General features: G+C 71.9%; 17 protein-coding genes. 11 read left to right on the top strand and 6 right to left on the bottom strand.

Annotation, left to right across the window (positions count from 1 at the left end; translation table 11 throughout):
- Positions 1-68: 68 nt before the first annotated feature.
- Both Ae331Ps2_RS13695 and Ae331Ps2_RS13690 read left to right on the top strand, forming a co-directional pair.
- On the top strand, positions 69-905 hold the full coding sequence (locus Ae331Ps2_RS13695) for a mycofactocin-coupled SDR family oxidoreductase (RefSeq protein WP_075308494.1): 837 nt from the start codon (positions 69-71) through the stop codon (positions 903-905).
- A gap of 86 nt (positions 906-991) precedes the next feature.
- Positions 992-1603: a hypothetical protein gene (locus Ae331Ps2_RS13690; protein WP_075308496.1), complete on the top strand. Its 612-nt coding sequence runs from the start codon at positions 992-994 to the stop codon at positions 1601-1603.
- A 70-nt stretch (positions 1604-1673) separates the two neighbouring features.
- On the opposite strand, the gene Ae331Ps2_RS13685 is transcribed toward Ae331Ps2_RS13690, so the two are convergent.
- A complete protein-coding gene (locus tag Ae331Ps2_RS13685; protein ID WP_139318830.1) occupies positions 1674-1874 on the bottom strand; it encodes a YmdB family metallophosphoesterase in 201 nt (66 codons plus the stop codon).
- Positions 1875-2001: 127 nt separating this feature from the next.
- Here Ae331Ps2_RS13685 and Ae331Ps2_RS13680 point away from each other — a divergent pair, with 127 nt between their 5' ends.
- The 3 genes from Ae331Ps2_RS13680 to Ae331Ps2_RS13670 all read left to right on the top strand — a co-directional run bounded on the left by Ae331Ps2_RS13680 (position 2002) and on the right by Ae331Ps2_RS13670 (position 4678).
- Complete coding sequence (locus Ae331Ps2_RS13680; protein ID WP_075308500.1) at positions 2002-2898, top strand: MurR/RpiR family transcriptional regulator; 897 nt, start codon at positions 2002-2004, stop codon at positions 2896-2898.
- Positions 2899-3180: 282 nt separating this feature from the next.
- A complete protein-coding gene (locus tag Ae331Ps2_RS13675) occupies positions 3181-3993 on the top strand; it encodes a serine/threonine-protein kinase (RefSeq protein ID WP_083695542.1) in 813 nt (270 codons plus the stop codon).
- Between the two features lie 328 nt (positions 3994-4321).
- Positions 4322-4678, top strand: coding sequence for a hypothetical protein (locus Ae331Ps2_RS13670; protein ID WP_020624235.1), 357 nt, complete (start codon positions 4322-4324; stop codon positions 4676-4678).
- Positions 4679-4799: 121 nt separating this feature from the next.
- On the opposite strand, the gene Ae331Ps2_RS13665 is transcribed toward Ae331Ps2_RS13670, so the two are convergent.
- A complete protein-coding gene (locus Ae331Ps2_RS13665; RefSeq protein WP_075312424.1) occupies positions 4800-5453 on the bottom strand; it encodes a hypothetical protein in 654 nt (217 codons plus the stop codon).
- Positions 5450-6460: a CPBP family intramembrane glutamic endopeptidase gene (locus Ae331Ps2_RS13660; RefSeq protein ID WP_075308504.1), complete on the bottom strand. Its 1011-nt coding sequence runs from the start codon at positions 6458-6460 to the stop codon at positions 5450-5452. Before Ae331Ps2_RS13660 ends, Ae331Ps2_RS13665 begins: the two co-directional genes overlap by 4 nt.
- A gap of 178 nt (positions 6461-6638) precedes the next feature.
- Here Ae331Ps2_RS13660 and Ae331Ps2_RS13655 point away from each other — a divergent pair, with 178 nt between their 5' ends.
- Positions 6639-7241: a TetR/AcrR family transcriptional regulator gene (locus tag Ae331Ps2_RS13655; RefSeq protein ID WP_075308506.1), complete on the top strand. Its 603-nt coding sequence runs from the start codon at positions 6639-6641 to the stop codon at positions 7239-7241.
- A gap of 1 nt (position 7242) precedes the next feature.
- Here Ae331Ps2_RS13655 and Ae331Ps2_RS13650 read toward each other — a convergent pair whose 3' ends face one another.
- Complete coding sequence (locus Ae331Ps2_RS13650) at positions 7243-7590, bottom strand: MerR family transcriptional regulator (RefSeq protein ID WP_020624239.1); 348 nt, start codon at positions 7588-7590, stop codon at positions 7243-7245.
- A gap of 64 nt (positions 7591-7654) precedes the next feature.
- On the opposite strand from Ae331Ps2_RS13650, the gene Ae331Ps2_RS13645 reads away from it, so the two are divergent.
- On the top strand, positions 7655-8452 hold the full coding sequence (locus Ae331Ps2_RS13645) for an aminotransferase class IV family protein (RefSeq protein ID WP_212567624.1): 798 nt from the start codon (positions 7655-7657) through the stop codon (positions 8450-8452).
- Positions 8453-8534: 82 nt separating this feature from the next.
- On the opposite strand, the gene Ae331Ps2_RS13640 is transcribed toward Ae331Ps2_RS13645, so the two are convergent.
- Together Ae331Ps2_RS13640 and Ae331Ps2_RS13635 are read right to left on the bottom strand one after the other, a co-directional pair.
- Positions 8535-9506, bottom strand: coding sequence for a hypothetical protein (locus Ae331Ps2_RS13640; RefSeq protein ID WP_020624241.1), 972 nt, complete (start codon positions 9504-9506; stop codon positions 8535-8537).
- 29 nt (positions 9507-9535) lie between these two features.
- Positions 9536-10552, bottom strand: coding sequence for a phosphotransferase family protein (locus Ae331Ps2_RS13635; RefSeq protein WP_075308510.1), 1017 nt, complete (start codon positions 10550-10552; stop codon positions 9536-9538).
- A 197-nt stretch (positions 10553-10749) separates the two neighbouring features.
- Here Ae331Ps2_RS13635 and Ae331Ps2_RS13630 point away from each other — a divergent pair, with 197 nt between their 5' ends.
- From Ae331Ps2_RS13630 to Ae331Ps2_RS30460, 4 genes are all read left to right on the top strand, one after another.
- Positions 10750-11466, top strand: coding sequence for a TetR/AcrR family transcriptional regulator (locus tag Ae331Ps2_RS13630; protein WP_233147407.1), 717 nt, complete (start codon positions 10750-10752; stop codon positions 11464-11466).
- 369 nt (positions 11467-11835) lie between these two features.
- Positions 11836-12168 carry a DUF6204 family protein gene (locus Ae331Ps2_RS13625; RefSeq protein ID WP_075308512.1) on the top strand — a complete coding sequence of 111 codons (333 nt, stop codon included), beginning with the start codon at positions 11836-11838 and terminating at the stop codon, positions 12166-12168.
- Between the two features lie 44 nt (positions 12169-12212).
- Entirely contained in the window at positions 12213-12794 is a 582-nt protein-coding gene (locus Ae331Ps2_RS13620; RefSeq protein ID WP_075308514.1) for a TetR/AcrR family transcriptional regulator, read from the top strand.
- Between the two features lie 127 nt (positions 12795-12921).
- Entirely contained in the window at positions 12922-14913 is a 1992-nt protein-coding gene (locus Ae331Ps2_RS30460) for a Rieske 2Fe-2S domain-containing protein (RefSeq protein WP_083695539.1), read from the top strand.
- Positions 14914-15010 lie beyond the last annotated feature (97 nt).

Below are 15010 nucleotides of genomic sequence, written 5' to 3'. Positions count from 1 at the left end.
GCCCGCGGAGCGGGCCCGGGGACACCCGCACACACCCCTAGACCTCCCCATGAACGGAGACGACAGACATGCTCGCAGGATCCGTGGCATTCGTGACCGGGATCGCGCGTGGACAGGGCCGCGCACACGCCCTCGCCCTCGCCGCGCACGGGGCCGACATCGTCGGCCTCGACCGCGCGGCGCCGGTCGACACGATGGACTACCCGATGAGCGGGACGGCGGACCTCGACGACGTGCGTCGCGAGATCGAGGCACTCGGACGACGAGTCATGGTGTCCGCGATCGACGTCCGCGATCGCGCGGGTGTGGAATCCCTGCTGGCCCGCGCGGTCTCGGAGTGGGGGCGACTCGACATCGTGGTCGCGAACGCCGGCGTCTCCCCACCGGCAGGCGACGTCTCGTCCATCTCCGACGACCGGTGGGCGGACGTCATCGGGATCAACCTCACCGGGGTCTTCCACACGGTCGCCGCCGCCCTCCCCCATCTGAAGGCCGGAGGACGCGGTGGATCGGTGATCATCACCAGCTCCGCGGCCGCGTTGAAGAACGCTCCCGGCCTCTCGGACTACGTCGCGACGAAGGGCGCCGTCGTCGCGTTCGCCGCGTCCGTCGCCAACGAGGTCGCGTCCGACCACATCCGGGTCAACGTGATCGCCCCCTCGATCGTGAACACCCCGATGGTCACCGAGAACACCGGACAGCTCCGGGTGTTCCGGCCCGACCTGGCCGCCCCGTCCCTCGACGACTGCACGGACGTGTTCCGTGCCCTCATGCCCATGGGTGAACCCTGGGTCGAACCCGCCGATGTCGCCGACGCCGTCCTCTATCTTGCGAGCCCGGCCTCGCGCTGGATCAGCGGCGCCGTGCTCCCGGTGGACCAGGGCAGCGCGGTGCGCCGCTTCTAGCCCCTCATCGGCCTCCGCCGGACCGGGCACCGCACCGAGACGCGCCCGGGCTGCGATCGCACCATCCACCACTGTGAGAGGACGTCATGAACCTGATCCGCAGACCGATCGAGATCCTGCGCTCGGACCCGCGCGGGCTGACGCTGCTCGTCGTGCTGATCTTCGCAGCACTGCTGCTCGGCATGGGAACCGGAATCCTGTTCCCCGGCCTCGAGCTGCCCACGCTGGTCGCCGGCGGGGTGTCCGACGAGCTCGTCAACACGATGATCACGAACCCCTGGCTCTTCGGGACCACGATCCTTCTGATCAACCTCTTCGTGGCCGCCGTCGGCGGCATCGTGATCCCCTCGCTGATCGTGCCGTTCCTCGGCATCCCCGTCATCACGCTGTACATGTTCAACGTCGGCGTCTCGATCGCACCGACCGATGCGACGACCGCGACCGTGCTCATCCCGCACTCGCTGACCCTCCTCATCGAGCTCCTCGGGTACGCCGTCGTCATGTTCGGGGTGTACCAGCTCGGTCGCGGGTGGATCCGTCCGAGCTATCTCGGAGTGGACACACGTCGTCGCGCGTACGTGATCGGCCTCCAGCGCCTCGCCTGGCTGGCGCTTCCGACGATCGTCATTCTCGTGATCGGGGCCTACTACGAGGCGTTCTCGGTGGTGTACCTGCTCCCCAGGCTCCTGGTGGGCTGACCGGCCCGCGCCGGAGCACACCTCCACCCCGCCCCGGACCCGGCCCCGAGGGGCTCCGCGGCCTGCGGGCTCAGCTGATGCGGGTGATCGCCGTGGTCGCGCCAGTGGGGTCGATGTCGAGCACGACCGCTCCCAGGGCCAGGGGACCCTCGGCGAGGGTGTACGCGGGCAGTGCCGTGTGGTCCTCACCGCGCAGCTTCGCGACGAAGTGCATCGGGTCGAATCCACCGCCGGTGTGGGTGGTCAGAACACGGTCTGTGCGGCTCGTCATCACGCCCTCCGAAGCTAGGGACCGCGATGAAACTCCGTCCTCAGCGGAGGTGAACGATGGATGGAACTTCCCACCGGTTTCGGTGGAACCCGCGGAAGTCGGGCGACGGTCCGCATAGGGTCGAGTCATGGCCCGACCGGTTCCTCCCCCCGTCGCCCCGGACACCGACGCGCGTCCGGCACTCGCCCTGGTGGGCACGGTCACGGCCCGCATCCGCGCGCTGCGGCCGAGCCTGTCGCCGACCGGAGCCCGGATCGGTGACGCCGTGCTCGCCGCTCCGGCCGAGATCGTGGGGCTGACCGTGAGCGAGCTGGCCGACCGCACCGACACCTCCGTCGGGAGTGTCGTGCGGTTCTGCCAGGACAACCTCGGCCTGAAGGGCTTCCACGACCTGAAGCTCCGCCTGGCGGCCGAGACCGCATCGAGTGCCGACGCAGGCGTGCGGGCCCCCGGCACCCCGACCGACACGGTGCGCGCCGTCCTCGCCGCGGCGACCGCAGGGCTCGAGCAGCTGCCCGGCTCCCTCGACTACGCCGTGCTGGCCGAGATCGTCCGCCTGCTGCGCGGGGCCGAGCGGGTCCTCGTCGCCGGGGTGGGCACGTCCGCGCCGATCGCGGCCGATGCCGGATACCGGCTACGCATGCTCGGCGTGCGCACGGAAGTACTGACCGACCCGCACCAGCAGCACCTCGCCGCCCGCACACTGGGCCCCCGGGGATGCTGTCTCGCGATCAGCCACACCGGTCAGACCCAGGAGACCCTCACCGCACTGCGCGCTGCCACCGAGAGCGGGGCCGTCACCATCGGGGTCACCAGCTACCTGCGTTCCCCGTTCACCGAGCTCTGCCGCCACGCGGTCGTCGCCGGTGCCCCCGAACGACACGGCCTGGAAGCGACGGCCAGCCGCCTCGTCCACCTCGCCGTCGTCGACATCCTCGTCGCGCTCCTCGCCGACGACTACCCCACCGCGGCCTCGACCGCTCAGCAGCTCTACACCGACGCCATCACCGCCCACCGCGTCTGACCCGAGCCGGTCCGGCCGGAGCGTTGGCCCGTCGAGCCCGCCTGCGGCCGAACCCGCCGTCGTTCGCCATGTCGACGTCCCGATCCATTCCGCCGAGCCGGGGAAAAGGGCCGCCCCGCTCTCGAACCACCGAGCTGCAGCGAATGCGACACCACTCATGTGATCACCGTGACCGAGACCGGCACCGCGGCGCTGGAATCCGGGACGCAGTTCTCCGCTCGCTAGCGTGAACTTCTGCCGAGGGTCTGGACACTGCGGGGCACGTCGCCTGCACAGTGTGCCATGGCAGTGACGGAGTCACCGGTCCCGGCGACCGATGTGGTCGCCGGGCGCTACATCCTCGCGACCCACATCGGTAGCGGGTCCACCGCGACGGTCTATCGAGCCTGGGACCCACCGGGGAATCGGGCCGTCGCGGTCAAACTGCTCCTCGACAGGTGCGACGTCACCGGGTTGAACCGGCAACGCCGCGAGCTGCGCGCCATGCAGCACCTGTCCCATCCGAGCCTCGTGCGACTGCTGGACGGAGGCGTCGACACCGGCCGCCCCTACCTGGTCTCCGAGCTCGTCGAGGGCCGGACCCTGGCCGCACGACTCGACCAGGGCCCCCTCACCGTGCAGGAGACGGCACAGGTCGGGGTCGACATCGCGTCGGGGCTGGCGCACCTGCACGCCCGCGGCGTCGTACACCGCAACATCAAGCCCGCCAACATCTTCCTCTGCTCCCGCACCGGGCGGGCACGCCTGGCGGACTTCGGCAGCGCCCGCGTCATGGGCTACACCGCACTGACCCAGCTCAACACGCTCCTCGGCGCCGCGAGCTACCTCGCGCCCGAACAGGTCACCGGCGAGGCCGTCACACCCGCCGTCGACGTCTACGCCCTGGCCCTGGTCCTGCTCGAAGCCCACACCGGGCGTCGCGAGTACCCCGGCGACACCATGGAATCCGCCATGGACCGGCTCCACCGGCCACCACGCATTCCCGACACCCTGCCCGGCCACCTGCGACAGGCCCTGTTCGACGCGACCTACCAGCGGGCCGAGGAGCGCCTGATAGCCGCCGATATGGCAATACGGCTACAACACCGTCGGTAGCAGTTCTCGGCGAGAATTCACGCCACCGAGCACGCAGACACCATTGCGTCTGCAATCAGCGTCCCAGCCGAGTGTCCGCGGCCGCACAGCGTCACCGCCGCCGCGCGTCGTCGCCGGTTTCGAATCGCGGTTCTTCCGCCGTTTTGGCGAGTATCCACACGCCCCGTAGTTCCGGCACACAATGGTGTGACAGGAATTGAGATGACCTTCCGTGGTGCCGCATTCTCACTGGTAGCCGGTACGGGCTCCCACCCTTCCGAGTGCCGGCACGGACAGGTTGCGTCGACCTCACGACAGGCGGCGCGGCCCGAACCCACCAGGAGAACACGTGCTGAAGAAGGCTGGGCTCATCGTCGCCGCGTCCGCGGCGGGCCTGATGGCCATCTCCCCGATGGCGTTCGCCGCCGAGGGCCACCACCACGGCGACGGCATCGACAAGGACGCCAAGGGCCTGATCGCGGGCCTGAACGGCAACAACGCCGATGTCCCGATCCAGTTCTGCAACAACAACATCCCGGTCAACGTGCTGGGCGTGCAGGTCCCGGTCGAGGACCTCGGCGCGGCCAACGGCCTCACCGGCGCCCTGGGCATCCTGGGCGAGGCCAAGGCCAAGTCCGGCGACTCGGTCACCGACCAGTCCGACACCTGCGCGCAGGCCGGCGGCGCCGGCGACAGCGTCGACTGAGCCACGACGCACCGGCCACCAGGCCGCGGCAGTGGCGACGGCCCTCGGGACTCCTCCTGTTCCCGAGGGCCGTCGTGTCGTTGTCCGGCGGTGCGGGCCACGGCCCCGTCCACGTGGGCCCTCAGGTGCCGGCGCCGCTGTCGAGGAGCCAGTGGTAACGCATGCGCATCGCGCGTTCGACGGCGCCGACGGCCGCGCCGAGGCCGAGGGTGAGGTTGAGCCACAGCGGCAGCTGCACCGGGGACACGAAGGTGCCGACGGTCGCGGCGATCGGTGGGATCCGGGAGATCGGCTCCGCGATCTGCAGCAGGTTCAGGCCGACGCCGATGAGCAGCATCAGGACGGACACGGCTCCGATGAGTGCGCTCGCGGCGGGGCGTTCCCGCGCGAACCGCATGCGGCGCCCCTCGGCGGATCGGGGGTCGGGTACGAGGCGCTGCACGGTGCCGTCGTCGCCGACGAAGTGGCAGCGACGCATCCCCGCCTCGCTCCGTCGGACCTCGATGTGACCGCCCGCGACGGGAAAGCGCGCCGGGAGCGCGGACTCCAGCCGGAGACGGCCGTCGAGGTAGAGCCGCGCACGGACCACACCGTCGTGGGCGTCCCCGCCGTGCTTGACCTCGACGGTGTGCACGACCGGCCGGCCGTCGACGGTCAGGGTGGTCGACAGCACCGAGCGTCGCACCATCTGCCACCAGCGGAACGGCTTCAGCGGTCTCCCGTCGCCCGGCTTCGCCCGCCTGGTCAGCCGGCGTTCGTTCCAACTCGGGCTCACCGCTGCTGCGTCCCGGTCGTGGCCGCCGGCAGGGTTCCGGGCGGTTCGACCGCGCGGGAACCACGCGCCGGCCACCCGGTCACCGGCGTCCGCGCGGGTCCGTCCCTGCGGGTCGTCCACCAGACGACCGCCGTGATGACGGCCAGCATGGCGCTGGGGACCAGGTTCGCCCATGAGCCGACCGCCTCCGCCCGGCTCGCGAGCTCCGCCCCGACGTCGAGGTGCAAGGTCGTGCCGAGGACGAGGAAGGTCACGTTGTAGACCCCGTGCAGCACGACGGCGACCTCGAGCCCACCCGTCCGCCAGGTCACGATCGCCATCGTGGAGAACAGCACGAGGTAGGAGCCGAACAGGAACGGGTCGAGCGTTCCGTGCGCGAGCGAGAACAGGACGGTGGTCACGACGATGCCGAGGACCGCACCGGAGCGGGCCCCGCGGGTCCAGCCCCCGAGCACCCGGAACATCAGCCCGCGGAACCCGTACTCCTCCCCCGCCGCACCGAGCGGGGTCAGCAGCATCCCGATGACGAAGTACCAGACCAGATCGGCGGTCGTCCACGGCGCGGAGTCCACCGAGGCCGGCATCCCGAGCGCGATCACGAGCAGCAGCGGCGGACCGAACACCAGCAGTGCGCGACCGAGTACCCCGAACCGGAATCGCCCCGCCACCGAGTGCAGCGACCGGGCGGGGACGCCGTAGAGGACACGCTCGATCAGCATGCTGTACGGGATCAACAACGCCAGCGCCAGCGCACCGGCGGCCTGGCGCAGCGGGGTGGACGGTCCGGAGCGGTCGAACAGCGCCGCGTCGACGATCTCCGACAGGCTCCGGAACAGGACCGCGAACCCGACGAACCCGGCCACGAGCAGCCCGATCGCGACGAGCCCGCGCAGGACGCGTCGTCTCTCGCCCGTGTGGACACGGTGGTACTCGACCCCGGCCGGCACGCCGGGAGTCGGTGCAGGCCGGTCCTCCTGGAGCAGCCAGGGTCGGTCGGGGGTGGTCATCCGTCTACTCCTCGTCGTCCGGTACGCGATCGACACATCCGGCCGAGGGGCCAGGAGCTCCCGCTGGGAGCTCCTGCATCGCCGCCGTTCGCGACTATCACGCTGTACTAGTCGCGATCGAAGCTAGCACAGTGTGATAGACAAGCGTCGACGACCACCGGACGGAGCGAGGAGGCCGATGGCCCGGAGCACGCGGGACAAGATCCTCATCGCAGCGGCGAGCATGCTCGGCGAGGACCCGACGGCCAGGTTGAGCGTGCGGGCGGTCGCCGCCCGGGCCGGGGTCAGCACCGGGTCGCTGCGGCACTTCTTCCCGACCCAGCGCGAGCTGATCGACACCGTGGTCGCCGGGATCCACGACATCGACCTGCCCGAGGACCCGATGCAGGACGCCACCCGGACGCCCGCCGAACGTCTGGTGGCCTGCCTGCAACTGATGGTGTCGCAGGTCGGGACGGGCGAACAGGCGCGAGCACACTGGCGCGCCCAGTACGAGGCCTACATCGCGACCCCGCCGTCCGAGGACGCCACCCACACCTACCTGGCCCTCGAGCGGCTCGCCGTGCACCGCATGGAGAAGTGGCTGGCCGTCCTGCAGGAGGAGGGCCAGCTCGCCCCGGGCGGGCTCGAGCACCATGCCCGCTTCCTCCTGACCGTGCTCTCCGGCCTGCTGACCGAACGCGCTCTGCCGGGCGACCGGACGCGCCTCCCGTTCGAGGCCGGCACGCTCGCGACCGCCGCCGCGGCGGTACTGCGGCCGACGGGCGGGTTCCGGGGATGAGCTATCCGACCATGTCGAGGACCGCGCGCAGCCGGTCGCGGGCCTCGGTCAGCGCCGCGACCTGAGCGTCGACCCGGGCGAGCTGCTCCCGCACCATCGGCTCGGCGCACCGCTCCAGCTGCGGTCCCGGCCCCTGCGCACAGGGCAGCAGGTCGTAGATCAGTCCGGTCGGCACTCCCGCGGCGAGAAGGGCTCTGATCGCATGGACGGTGTCGACCGCGTCGGCGTCGTACCGGCGGTGCCCGTACCCGCAGTCGTCGCGACGAGGGCGCAGCAGTCCCTGCTCCTCGTAGTACCGCAGCGACCGGGGACTGGCTCCGGTCGCACGGGACAGCTCCCCGATCCGCACGTGATGCACCTCTCCGTCGCGCGGGTTGAACCTGACAACGATGTCAGATTCTACGGTCGGGTCCATGGCAGCGAGACTCTGGCGGAACGGCCGGCCTTCTAACTCCGACGACGCGACGGACCTGGCGTTCGCGGGGTTCGCGCACTTCACCGCGATGCAGGTCCGCGACGGCGCGGTGCGCGGGCTCGACCTGCACCTGGCCCGCCTGCAGCGTGCCTCGCACGACCTGTTCGGCCGCGCGGTCGACGACGGGCTTCTCCGTGACCGGATGCGTCAGGCGGTCGCCGCCGGTCCCCGGTCCCTGTCGATGGTGGTGACCATCCGGCCGGCCGAGGGCGAGTTCGTGCCCGCCGACGACGACCGTCCGCTGGACGTGACCGTGCGGACCGATGCCCCCTCGGACGGACCGCGCGGGCCGTTCCGGCTCGACGCCGTCGAGCACGAACGGTTCCTGCCGCACATCAAGCACGTCGGGGAGGGCGCGAAGACCCATCACCTGCGCCGGGCACGGCAGCGCGGGTTCGACGACGCCGTGTTCCTCGACCGGGCCGGCCGGATCAGCGAGGGCACCATCTGGAACCTGGCGTTCTCCGACGGCGACACCGTGATCTGGCCTCGGGCCGACCTGCTCGTCGGGACCACGATGCAGATCGTGCGCCGACAGCTCCACCTCGCCGGCGTCCCGCAGGACGAGCGGGAGGTCCGCCCGTCGGACCTCGGCGGCCTGTCCGCCGTCGTCATGAACTCCTGGACGCCCGCCGTGCCGATCACCGGGATCGGGCACCGGGAGCTCGCCCCTGACCCACGGTTCGTACGCCGGCTGCGGAACGCCTTCGACGCCGATGCCGCAGAGCCGCTGTGACCACGACTGCTGTGACCACGACTGCTGTGACCCCGACCGCTGCGCACCGCACGTCCGGCGCCGCACCGCGGCAGGTGGCCGGTCAGACCGCCAGGCCGACCGGCCTGCCCCCGACCATCTGGTCCAGGTACTCCGACATGCCACCCAGGGTGCGGCCGTCCTCACCGGTCCAGGTCATCAGGCTCTCCACGAGCCGGGTCACCGCCGGGTCGCCGCCCTCGGTGGTGCGCCGGTTCCGCAGCGGCACGGTCGCCTCCGCGCGGCCGCGCAGGCGCCACTCCCGCCCGCCGGAACGCAGGACCAGGCCGATGCCGGTCTGCTCGTCCCGGCCGTCACGGTCGGTGACGATCTCCATCCCGTCGACCTCGTGCACCGTCCCGCCGTCCCAGACGAAGCCGCCGTGCACCGACGAACCGTCCGGGCTGCCGAACCACGCCCCCATGAACGCGAACCCGTCGGTGGTTCCGTGCAGCCAGCGGTAGAACCACGGTGCCTGCCAGGACCGCGGGCCCCACGAGTGGTCGCGCAGGCCGTGGCCGCCGACCGCGGTCTCGACCCCGTCGACCACGATCCGGCCCTGCGCCGACAGCGGCTGCTCGTAGTGGTTGGGGGCGAAGGAGCCCCCGTCGGTGTCGAAGCTGTGGTCGAACACGGGCGCGATGCCGTGCACCGCCAGCTCGACGACGGCCTCGACCGTCGGGCTGCCGCCCAGCGCCGTGCGCGGGTCGTCCATCGCCGCCGGATCGGCGACGAGCGTGAGCGGCCCGGCGTAGGAGACGTCGAGGTGACGCAAGGGCTCGCGGACACGGAAGGCCATCCCGGCGCTGTCGAACGCCTCGTTCGACGTCACCTCGGGGCGGGCGTAGGAGAAGCCGAGGCGGCCGTCGGGGAGGAACAGGCAGACGGTGACCTCGCCCCGGCCCTCGTTGGGCCGGTTCGCGATCCGCAGGAAGCCGCCGAGGCGCGCCACCGGGTCGTTGAAGTGCACGTACATGGACTCGTTGAAGTGGGGCTCGGGCCCAACCGGGTGGGTGTAGTCGTCCTCGGGGCGCACGGTGTCCTCTCCGCGTCTCGGGTGTCGGTTCAGCGGCCCAGCAGGCGCAGTGCCCCGTCGAGCAGGTGCTCGACGGAGTCCTGCAGCGAACGCAGGTCGAGGGCCCCGTGCTCGCCCATGCTCCCGGAGCGTCGGCGGACGAGGACCCCCTGCAGCAGGGTCGCGGCCTTCCAGTGAGTGAAGGCGCAGTAGTGGTCGAGGTCGCCGACGTCCAGGCCGGTACGGGCCGCGTAGGCGTCGACGATCTCGGTGCGGGTGGCGAACCCGCCGGCCCGGGTGGGACGGGGGATGACGATCGCGGGCTCCTGCGGGGAGCGCCAGTCGTCGAGCAGCCACGCCAGGTCGGCCAGGGGGTCGCCGAGGGTGCAGAGCTCCCAGTCGAGCACGGCGGTGATCCGGCCGTCCCGCACGAGCAGGTTGGACAGCCGGTAGTCGCCGTGGGTGATCACCGTGCGCTGCTGGCGAGGCACCGTGGCGGTGATGCGACGGCGGCACTCCTCCCACGCGGGCGTCGCCGCGGAGCCCTCCCCCCACGCCGCCCAGTTCCGGACGGTCCGGGCGGTCTGGCGTTCCAGGAAGCCCGTCGGACGGCCGAGTCCCTCCAGACCGACGGCGGCCGGGTCGAGCGCGTGCAGGCGGGCGAGCACCTCGACCGTCTCGACCGACAGCTCCCGTCGCCGGCGCGCGGTGCAGGCCGAGGCGTCGGACTCGTCGACCAGTGGGGCGCCCGGCGCCCGGTCCATGACGTAGAACGGGCCGTCGATCCCCCCGGCGTCGGCTCCCTCGGCGACCACCGTCGGCACCGGCACGCCCGACCCGGCGAGGGCGCGCAGGACACGGGCCTCACGGTGCACGTCGTGCGCCCCGGCCGGGGCGCCGGCAGGCGGGTGGCGCAGGACCCACTCCCGCCCGTCGGCGTCGGTGACCAGAGAGGTGATGTTGGACTGACCCGCGCCGACGCGGGCGAGCCGCAACGGCGGGGTGAGCCCGGGGACGCGGTCGCCGAGCCAGCCCGTGAACGCCGGCGGGGCCGGGGGCGCCGTCACGCCGCACCCTGGCGAGGGCTGTCCGGCCGTGATCCGTCGGGACGGGGCATCACCGGGACTCCTCACCGCGACGTTGCGTGGGCCGGGGAACGGCCGGACGTTCGCAGATTAGAAACCGAATTAGAAATAAGCAACCCGGCCCGGCTGACGAGGCGTGAATCGCCCACCCGCCGACCCTGGGCTATTCAGATACGATCTTGCATCCGGATACGGTACCGTATCTGAGAACCCGGAAGGAGGCCATCATCAGCAGACGACTCACCCGGCAGGAGCGCCGGGAGATCACGCGCCAGGAGCTGCTGCAGGCGGCGGCCGACCTGTTCGCCGAACGCGGCGTCAACGGCACCTCGGTCGAACAGATCGTGGAACGCGCCGGGTACACCCGGGGCGCCTTCTACGGCAACTTCGACGGCAAGCAGCAGCTGGTCCTGGCCCTCCTGGAGCAGCGCACCGAGCGCGAGCTGGCCGAGGTGCAGGCACTCAGCGCCGATGCCGGCTCGTTCGAGGAGACGATCGAGAACCTGCGTGACTGGCACCGCGAGCGGGACGAGAACTTCGCGAGCTGGCTGGCCCTGCGCACCGAACTGTGGCTCCACGGCATGCGTGATCCGGCTGTGCTGTCGGTACTGGCCGACCGCGAGCGCCGTTCCCGGGAGGCGATGGCCCAGGCCCTCGCACAGGGGTTCGCCGCCCGGTCGGTCACGCCGCCCGCACCGGTGGAGCTGCTCGCCCTGATCGTGCACGCCCTGGACGACGGACTCTCCATCCAGCGCGTGCTCTCGGCCGATGCCGGACCGGCCGGAGGAGTCATGGACGTGGTGGATCTGCTGATGCGGTCGTGGAGCGCACTGGCCCGCAGCAGCGCCGCCGAACCCGCCGAACCACCCGCCCCGGAGAACGGCACCACTCCCTGAGCCGATGGCCGGATCCGCCTGACGGCCCGCCACATCGAAGAACTGGACCACAGCCCATGAGCGAGGACGTGAAGCCGACGACGGCGGAGGCGACTCTCGGCCGTCGACGCCCACAGTCAGGCCGACCTCACCGGCGCGCCCGAGACCTGCCGCGCCCCCGGCACCGATGACCCCGCCGCGCGGGAGGCAATCGGCAACGCTCTGGCCGACATCGACTCCGCGAGGTTCACCGCCACTTCAGCGAAGCGCTCTGCTGGGCGTCCGCAAGCCCGGCCGCGGTGATCTGCCTGCTGTTCCTCCTGCCGCGGCAACCGCGGCGACCGGGCACGTCCTGACCGTCCCCGTCCCCCGACATCCGAGGAGCACACCTTGCCGCGCAAGAACTACCAGGTCATCGTCTATGGCACGTTCGCGACACTCGACGACGACCAGCGAGCCGAGCTGCTGGCCATGGCCGACGACCACGATCTGCTCCGGTCGAAGTTCACCGAGGAGGGCACCGTCACCTACGAACGGTCCCTGCGCACCTTCACGTTCCGTTGTGTCGTGAAGGCCGATGCCGAGGACACGATCGACGACGTCGTCGTCGCGGCGGAGAAACTGGCCACGGCCGCCGTCCGCGACCTCGGCGCCGACGTGCGCGATCTGCGGTCCGTCTGCACCGACCTGGACACCATCAAGGTCAAGCGACGGGGACGGTGACGTCCGGGACATCCACCGCTCCCGTCCGGACCTACCCTGAATCGGTGACCGACCGACCGCGGGGACGCCCACGGGACCGCTCCAAGGACGTCGCGGTGCTGGAGGCGACGGTCCGGCTGCTGGCCGCCGAGGGCCTGGCCCGGATGACCATGGACCGGGTGGCCGCCGAGGCCGGGGTGTCGAAGGTGACCGTCTACACCCGGTGGCGCAGCCGCTCCGAGCTGCTCGCCGCAGCACTGCAGCATCTGCAGGTCGACCACGTGCCGCCGTCGACCGGTCTGCTGCGCGAGGATCTCGTGGCCCACCTCGACGCCATGCGGCGCCAGTACGACGACGTCGGCGGGATGGCCGTCGTCGGCAACTGCCTGGCCGCCGAGCCCGTCTCCGGCGAGCTGCTCGCGACGATCCGGCGGAGCACGCTGCTGCCCCGCCGGGCGGGCATCGCCGCCGTGGTCCGGGCCGGGGTCGAACGCGGCGACCTCGACCCCACTGTCGACGTCGAACGGCTGGTCAGCACCCTGGTCGGGAACCTCTACGCGGACCACCTCGCCGGCCGCGACCTCGACGACACCTGGGCGGCCGACGTCGTCGACGCCGTCCTGCCGGGTTTCCTCCCCCGCTCCTGACGCGCCGCATCCGGACCGGGACACATCGCCTCCGGATCGCCGCGCCCCTTGACCCGGCACACCCGTCGCCGCACATTCATGAACGAGTGAGTTCAGAAACGTCGTCGACGGAGAGGGCGGACGCATCGTGGAGTTCCTGCGCAACACCTGGTACCTGGTGGCCTGGTCGTGCGAGCTGACCCCGGACACGATGCTGTCGCGGACGGTGCTCGAACGCCCGCTGCTGCTCACCCGCGACGCCGACGGCCGACCGGTCGCCCTCGACGACCGCTGTCCGCACCGGTTCGCGCCGTTGTCGCGCGGCCGTTTCGACGGTCGGACGATCACCTGCGGCTACCACGGCCTGGAGTTCGACACCTCGGGTGCGTGCGTGCGCAACCCGCACGGCGCCGGGGTGGTCCCGCGGGCCGCCGCGGTCACCGCGCACACCGTGGTGGAGCGGCACGGTGCGGTCTGGTGGTGGGCCGGTGACCGGGAGCCCGATCACGGTCTGCTGCCCGACTTCGGCACCCTCGACGCCGAGGACACCACGACCCGGCGCGACCACCTGGTCATGGACGTGCCGTACGACCTGATCGTCGACAACCTGCTCGACTGCAGCCACACCAGCTTCCTGCACGACGGGATCCTCGGGAACAGCGCCATGCTGGACACCGCGACAACCGTGCGGCAGGACGGCGACACGGTCAACGTCGTGCGGGAGTCCGCGTCGGTGCCTCCCCCCGGCATGTTCGACATGCTGTTCCACGACGACGGCGCCCCGGTCGACACCTGGACCGACTTCCGGTGGAACGCGCCGTCGCACCTGCTGCTCGACGTCGGCGTCACGACGCCGGGACGGCCGCGTTCCGAGGGCGTCGGCTACCTCGGTACCCACATCCTCACCCCGGAGACGGCGAGCACCACGCACTACTTCACGACGGCGTCGCGCTGGGGCGTGCGGCCGGGCACCGAGACCCCGCAGATGCGGCTGAAGATCTCCGACCTGCGCCGGTTCGCGTTCGAGGAGCAGGACGAGCCGATGATCCGCGCGCAGCACGCGACGATCGCCGCGTTCGCCCGCTGCGAGGACACCGCGCCGGAGCCGGTGCTGCTGGAGACCGACTCCGGCGTCGTACGCTGGCGGCGGATCATGGAGCGGCTGATCGCCGAGGACCGGGGCCCGGCGCCCCGGCCCCGGTGGGCCCCGGCCGTCGTCGCCGGGATCACCGAGGCCGCGGTGGGCATCCGGGTGCTGCACCTCGCCGCCGCCGACGGGAGCCCGCTGCCCCCGGGCGAGCCGGGCGGCCACGTCGACCTGCGGCTCGCCGGCGGCATCGTCCGCCAGTACTCGCTGTGCGACGACTCCCGCGACGGCCGCTACACGCTGGCAGTCCAGCGCGAGGAGCCGTCCCGGGGCGGTTCGGCCGCGGTACACGCACTGCGGCCCGGCGACCCGGTCGCCGTCTCCGCACCCCGCAACACCTTCCCGCTCGCCGACGGGGCGACCCGGCACGTGCTCGTCGCGGGTGGCATCGGGGTCACCCCGCTGATCGCCATGCTGCGGGCGCTGCGCGCCGCGGGAGAGTCCGTCGAGCTGCACCACTTCGCCCGCTCCGAGGCGCACCTGCCGTTCCTCGACGAGCTCTCCGCCGACCCCGCCACCACCCACCACCTCGGGCTCGACCCGGCCGGCACCGGCGCCGTCCTCGACCGGGTGCTGGCCTCACCGGGAGCCGGGGACCACGTCTACGTCTGCGGCCCGGCCGGACTGATCGACGCGGTCCACGACCGGGCCCGGGCGCACGGCTGGCCGGCGGGCACGGTGCACGACGAGCGCTTCGTCGCCACCGGGACCGCCCCGGCGGGCGCCCGGCGGTTCAAGGCCGTGCTCGGGCGCAGCGGGCGGACCGTCGAGGTCGGCGAGGACCACACCCTGCTGGAGGCGCTCACCGCCGCCGGCGTCGACGTGCCCTCCTCGTGTGAACAGGGCATCTGCGGTACCTGCGTGACACCGGTGCTCGGGGGCGCAGTCGACCACCGCGACACCTACCTGACCGACGACGAGCGGGCCGCCGGGGACCGGCTCTGCGTGTGCGTCTCCCGGGCCGCGGGGTCCGAGGTGCAGCTGGACCTGTGACGTCGCGGCGCGACCCGGTCACGAGTCGACCGGCCCGTCTCGGCATCGCGCCGGAGACGGGCCGGCCGTCCGGTCCCGGGCGGCACGGCGGATCCGT

Origin of the sequence: Pseudonocardia sp. Ae331_Ps2 (assembly GCF_001932405.1) — a bacterium.
Classification (GTDB): Bacteria; Actinomycetota; Actinomycetes; order Mycobacteriales; family Pseudonocardiaceae; genus Pseudonocardia.
The sequence above is the reverse complement of the archived record's forward strand: the minus strand, read 5'-3'. Positions and strand labels throughout refer to the sequence as shown.

Excerpts from the sequence above, each read along its gene's own strand:
- Ae331Ps2_RS13655 (WP_075308506.1), top strand. The coding sequence starts at position 6,639 with ATGGCCCGGAGCACGCGGGACAAGATCCTCATCGCAGCGGCGAGCATG.
- Ae331Ps2_RS13645 (WP_212567624.1), top strand. The coding sequence starts at position 7,655 with ATGGCAGCGAGACTCTGGCGGAACGGCCGGCCTTCTAACTCCGACGAC.
- Ae331Ps2_RS13680 (WP_075308500.1), top strand. The coding sequence starts at position 2,002 with ATGGCCCGACCGGTTCCTCCCCCCGTCGCCCCGGACACCGACGCGCGT.
- Ae331Ps2_RS13660 (WP_075308504.1), bottom strand. The coding sequence starts at position 6,460 with ATGACCACCCCCGACCGACCCTGGCTGCTCCAGGAGGACCGGCCTGCA.
- Ae331Ps2_RS13695 (WP_075308494.1), top strand. The coding sequence starts at position 69 with ATGCTCGCAGGATCCGTGGCATTCGTGACCGGGATCGCGCGTGGACAG.
- Ae331Ps2_RS13690 (WP_075308496.1), top strand. The coding sequence starts at position 992 with ATGAACCTGATCCGCAGACCGATCGAGATCCTGCGCTCGGACCCGCGC.
- Ae331Ps2_RS13685 (WP_139318830.1), bottom strand. The coding sequence starts at position 1,874 with ATGACGAGCCGCACAGACCGTGTTCTGACCACCCACACCGGCGGTGGA.
- Ae331Ps2_RS13675 (WP_083695542.1), top strand. The coding sequence starts at position 3,181 with ATGGCAGTGACGGAGTCACCGGTCCCGGCGACCGATGTGGTCGCCGGG.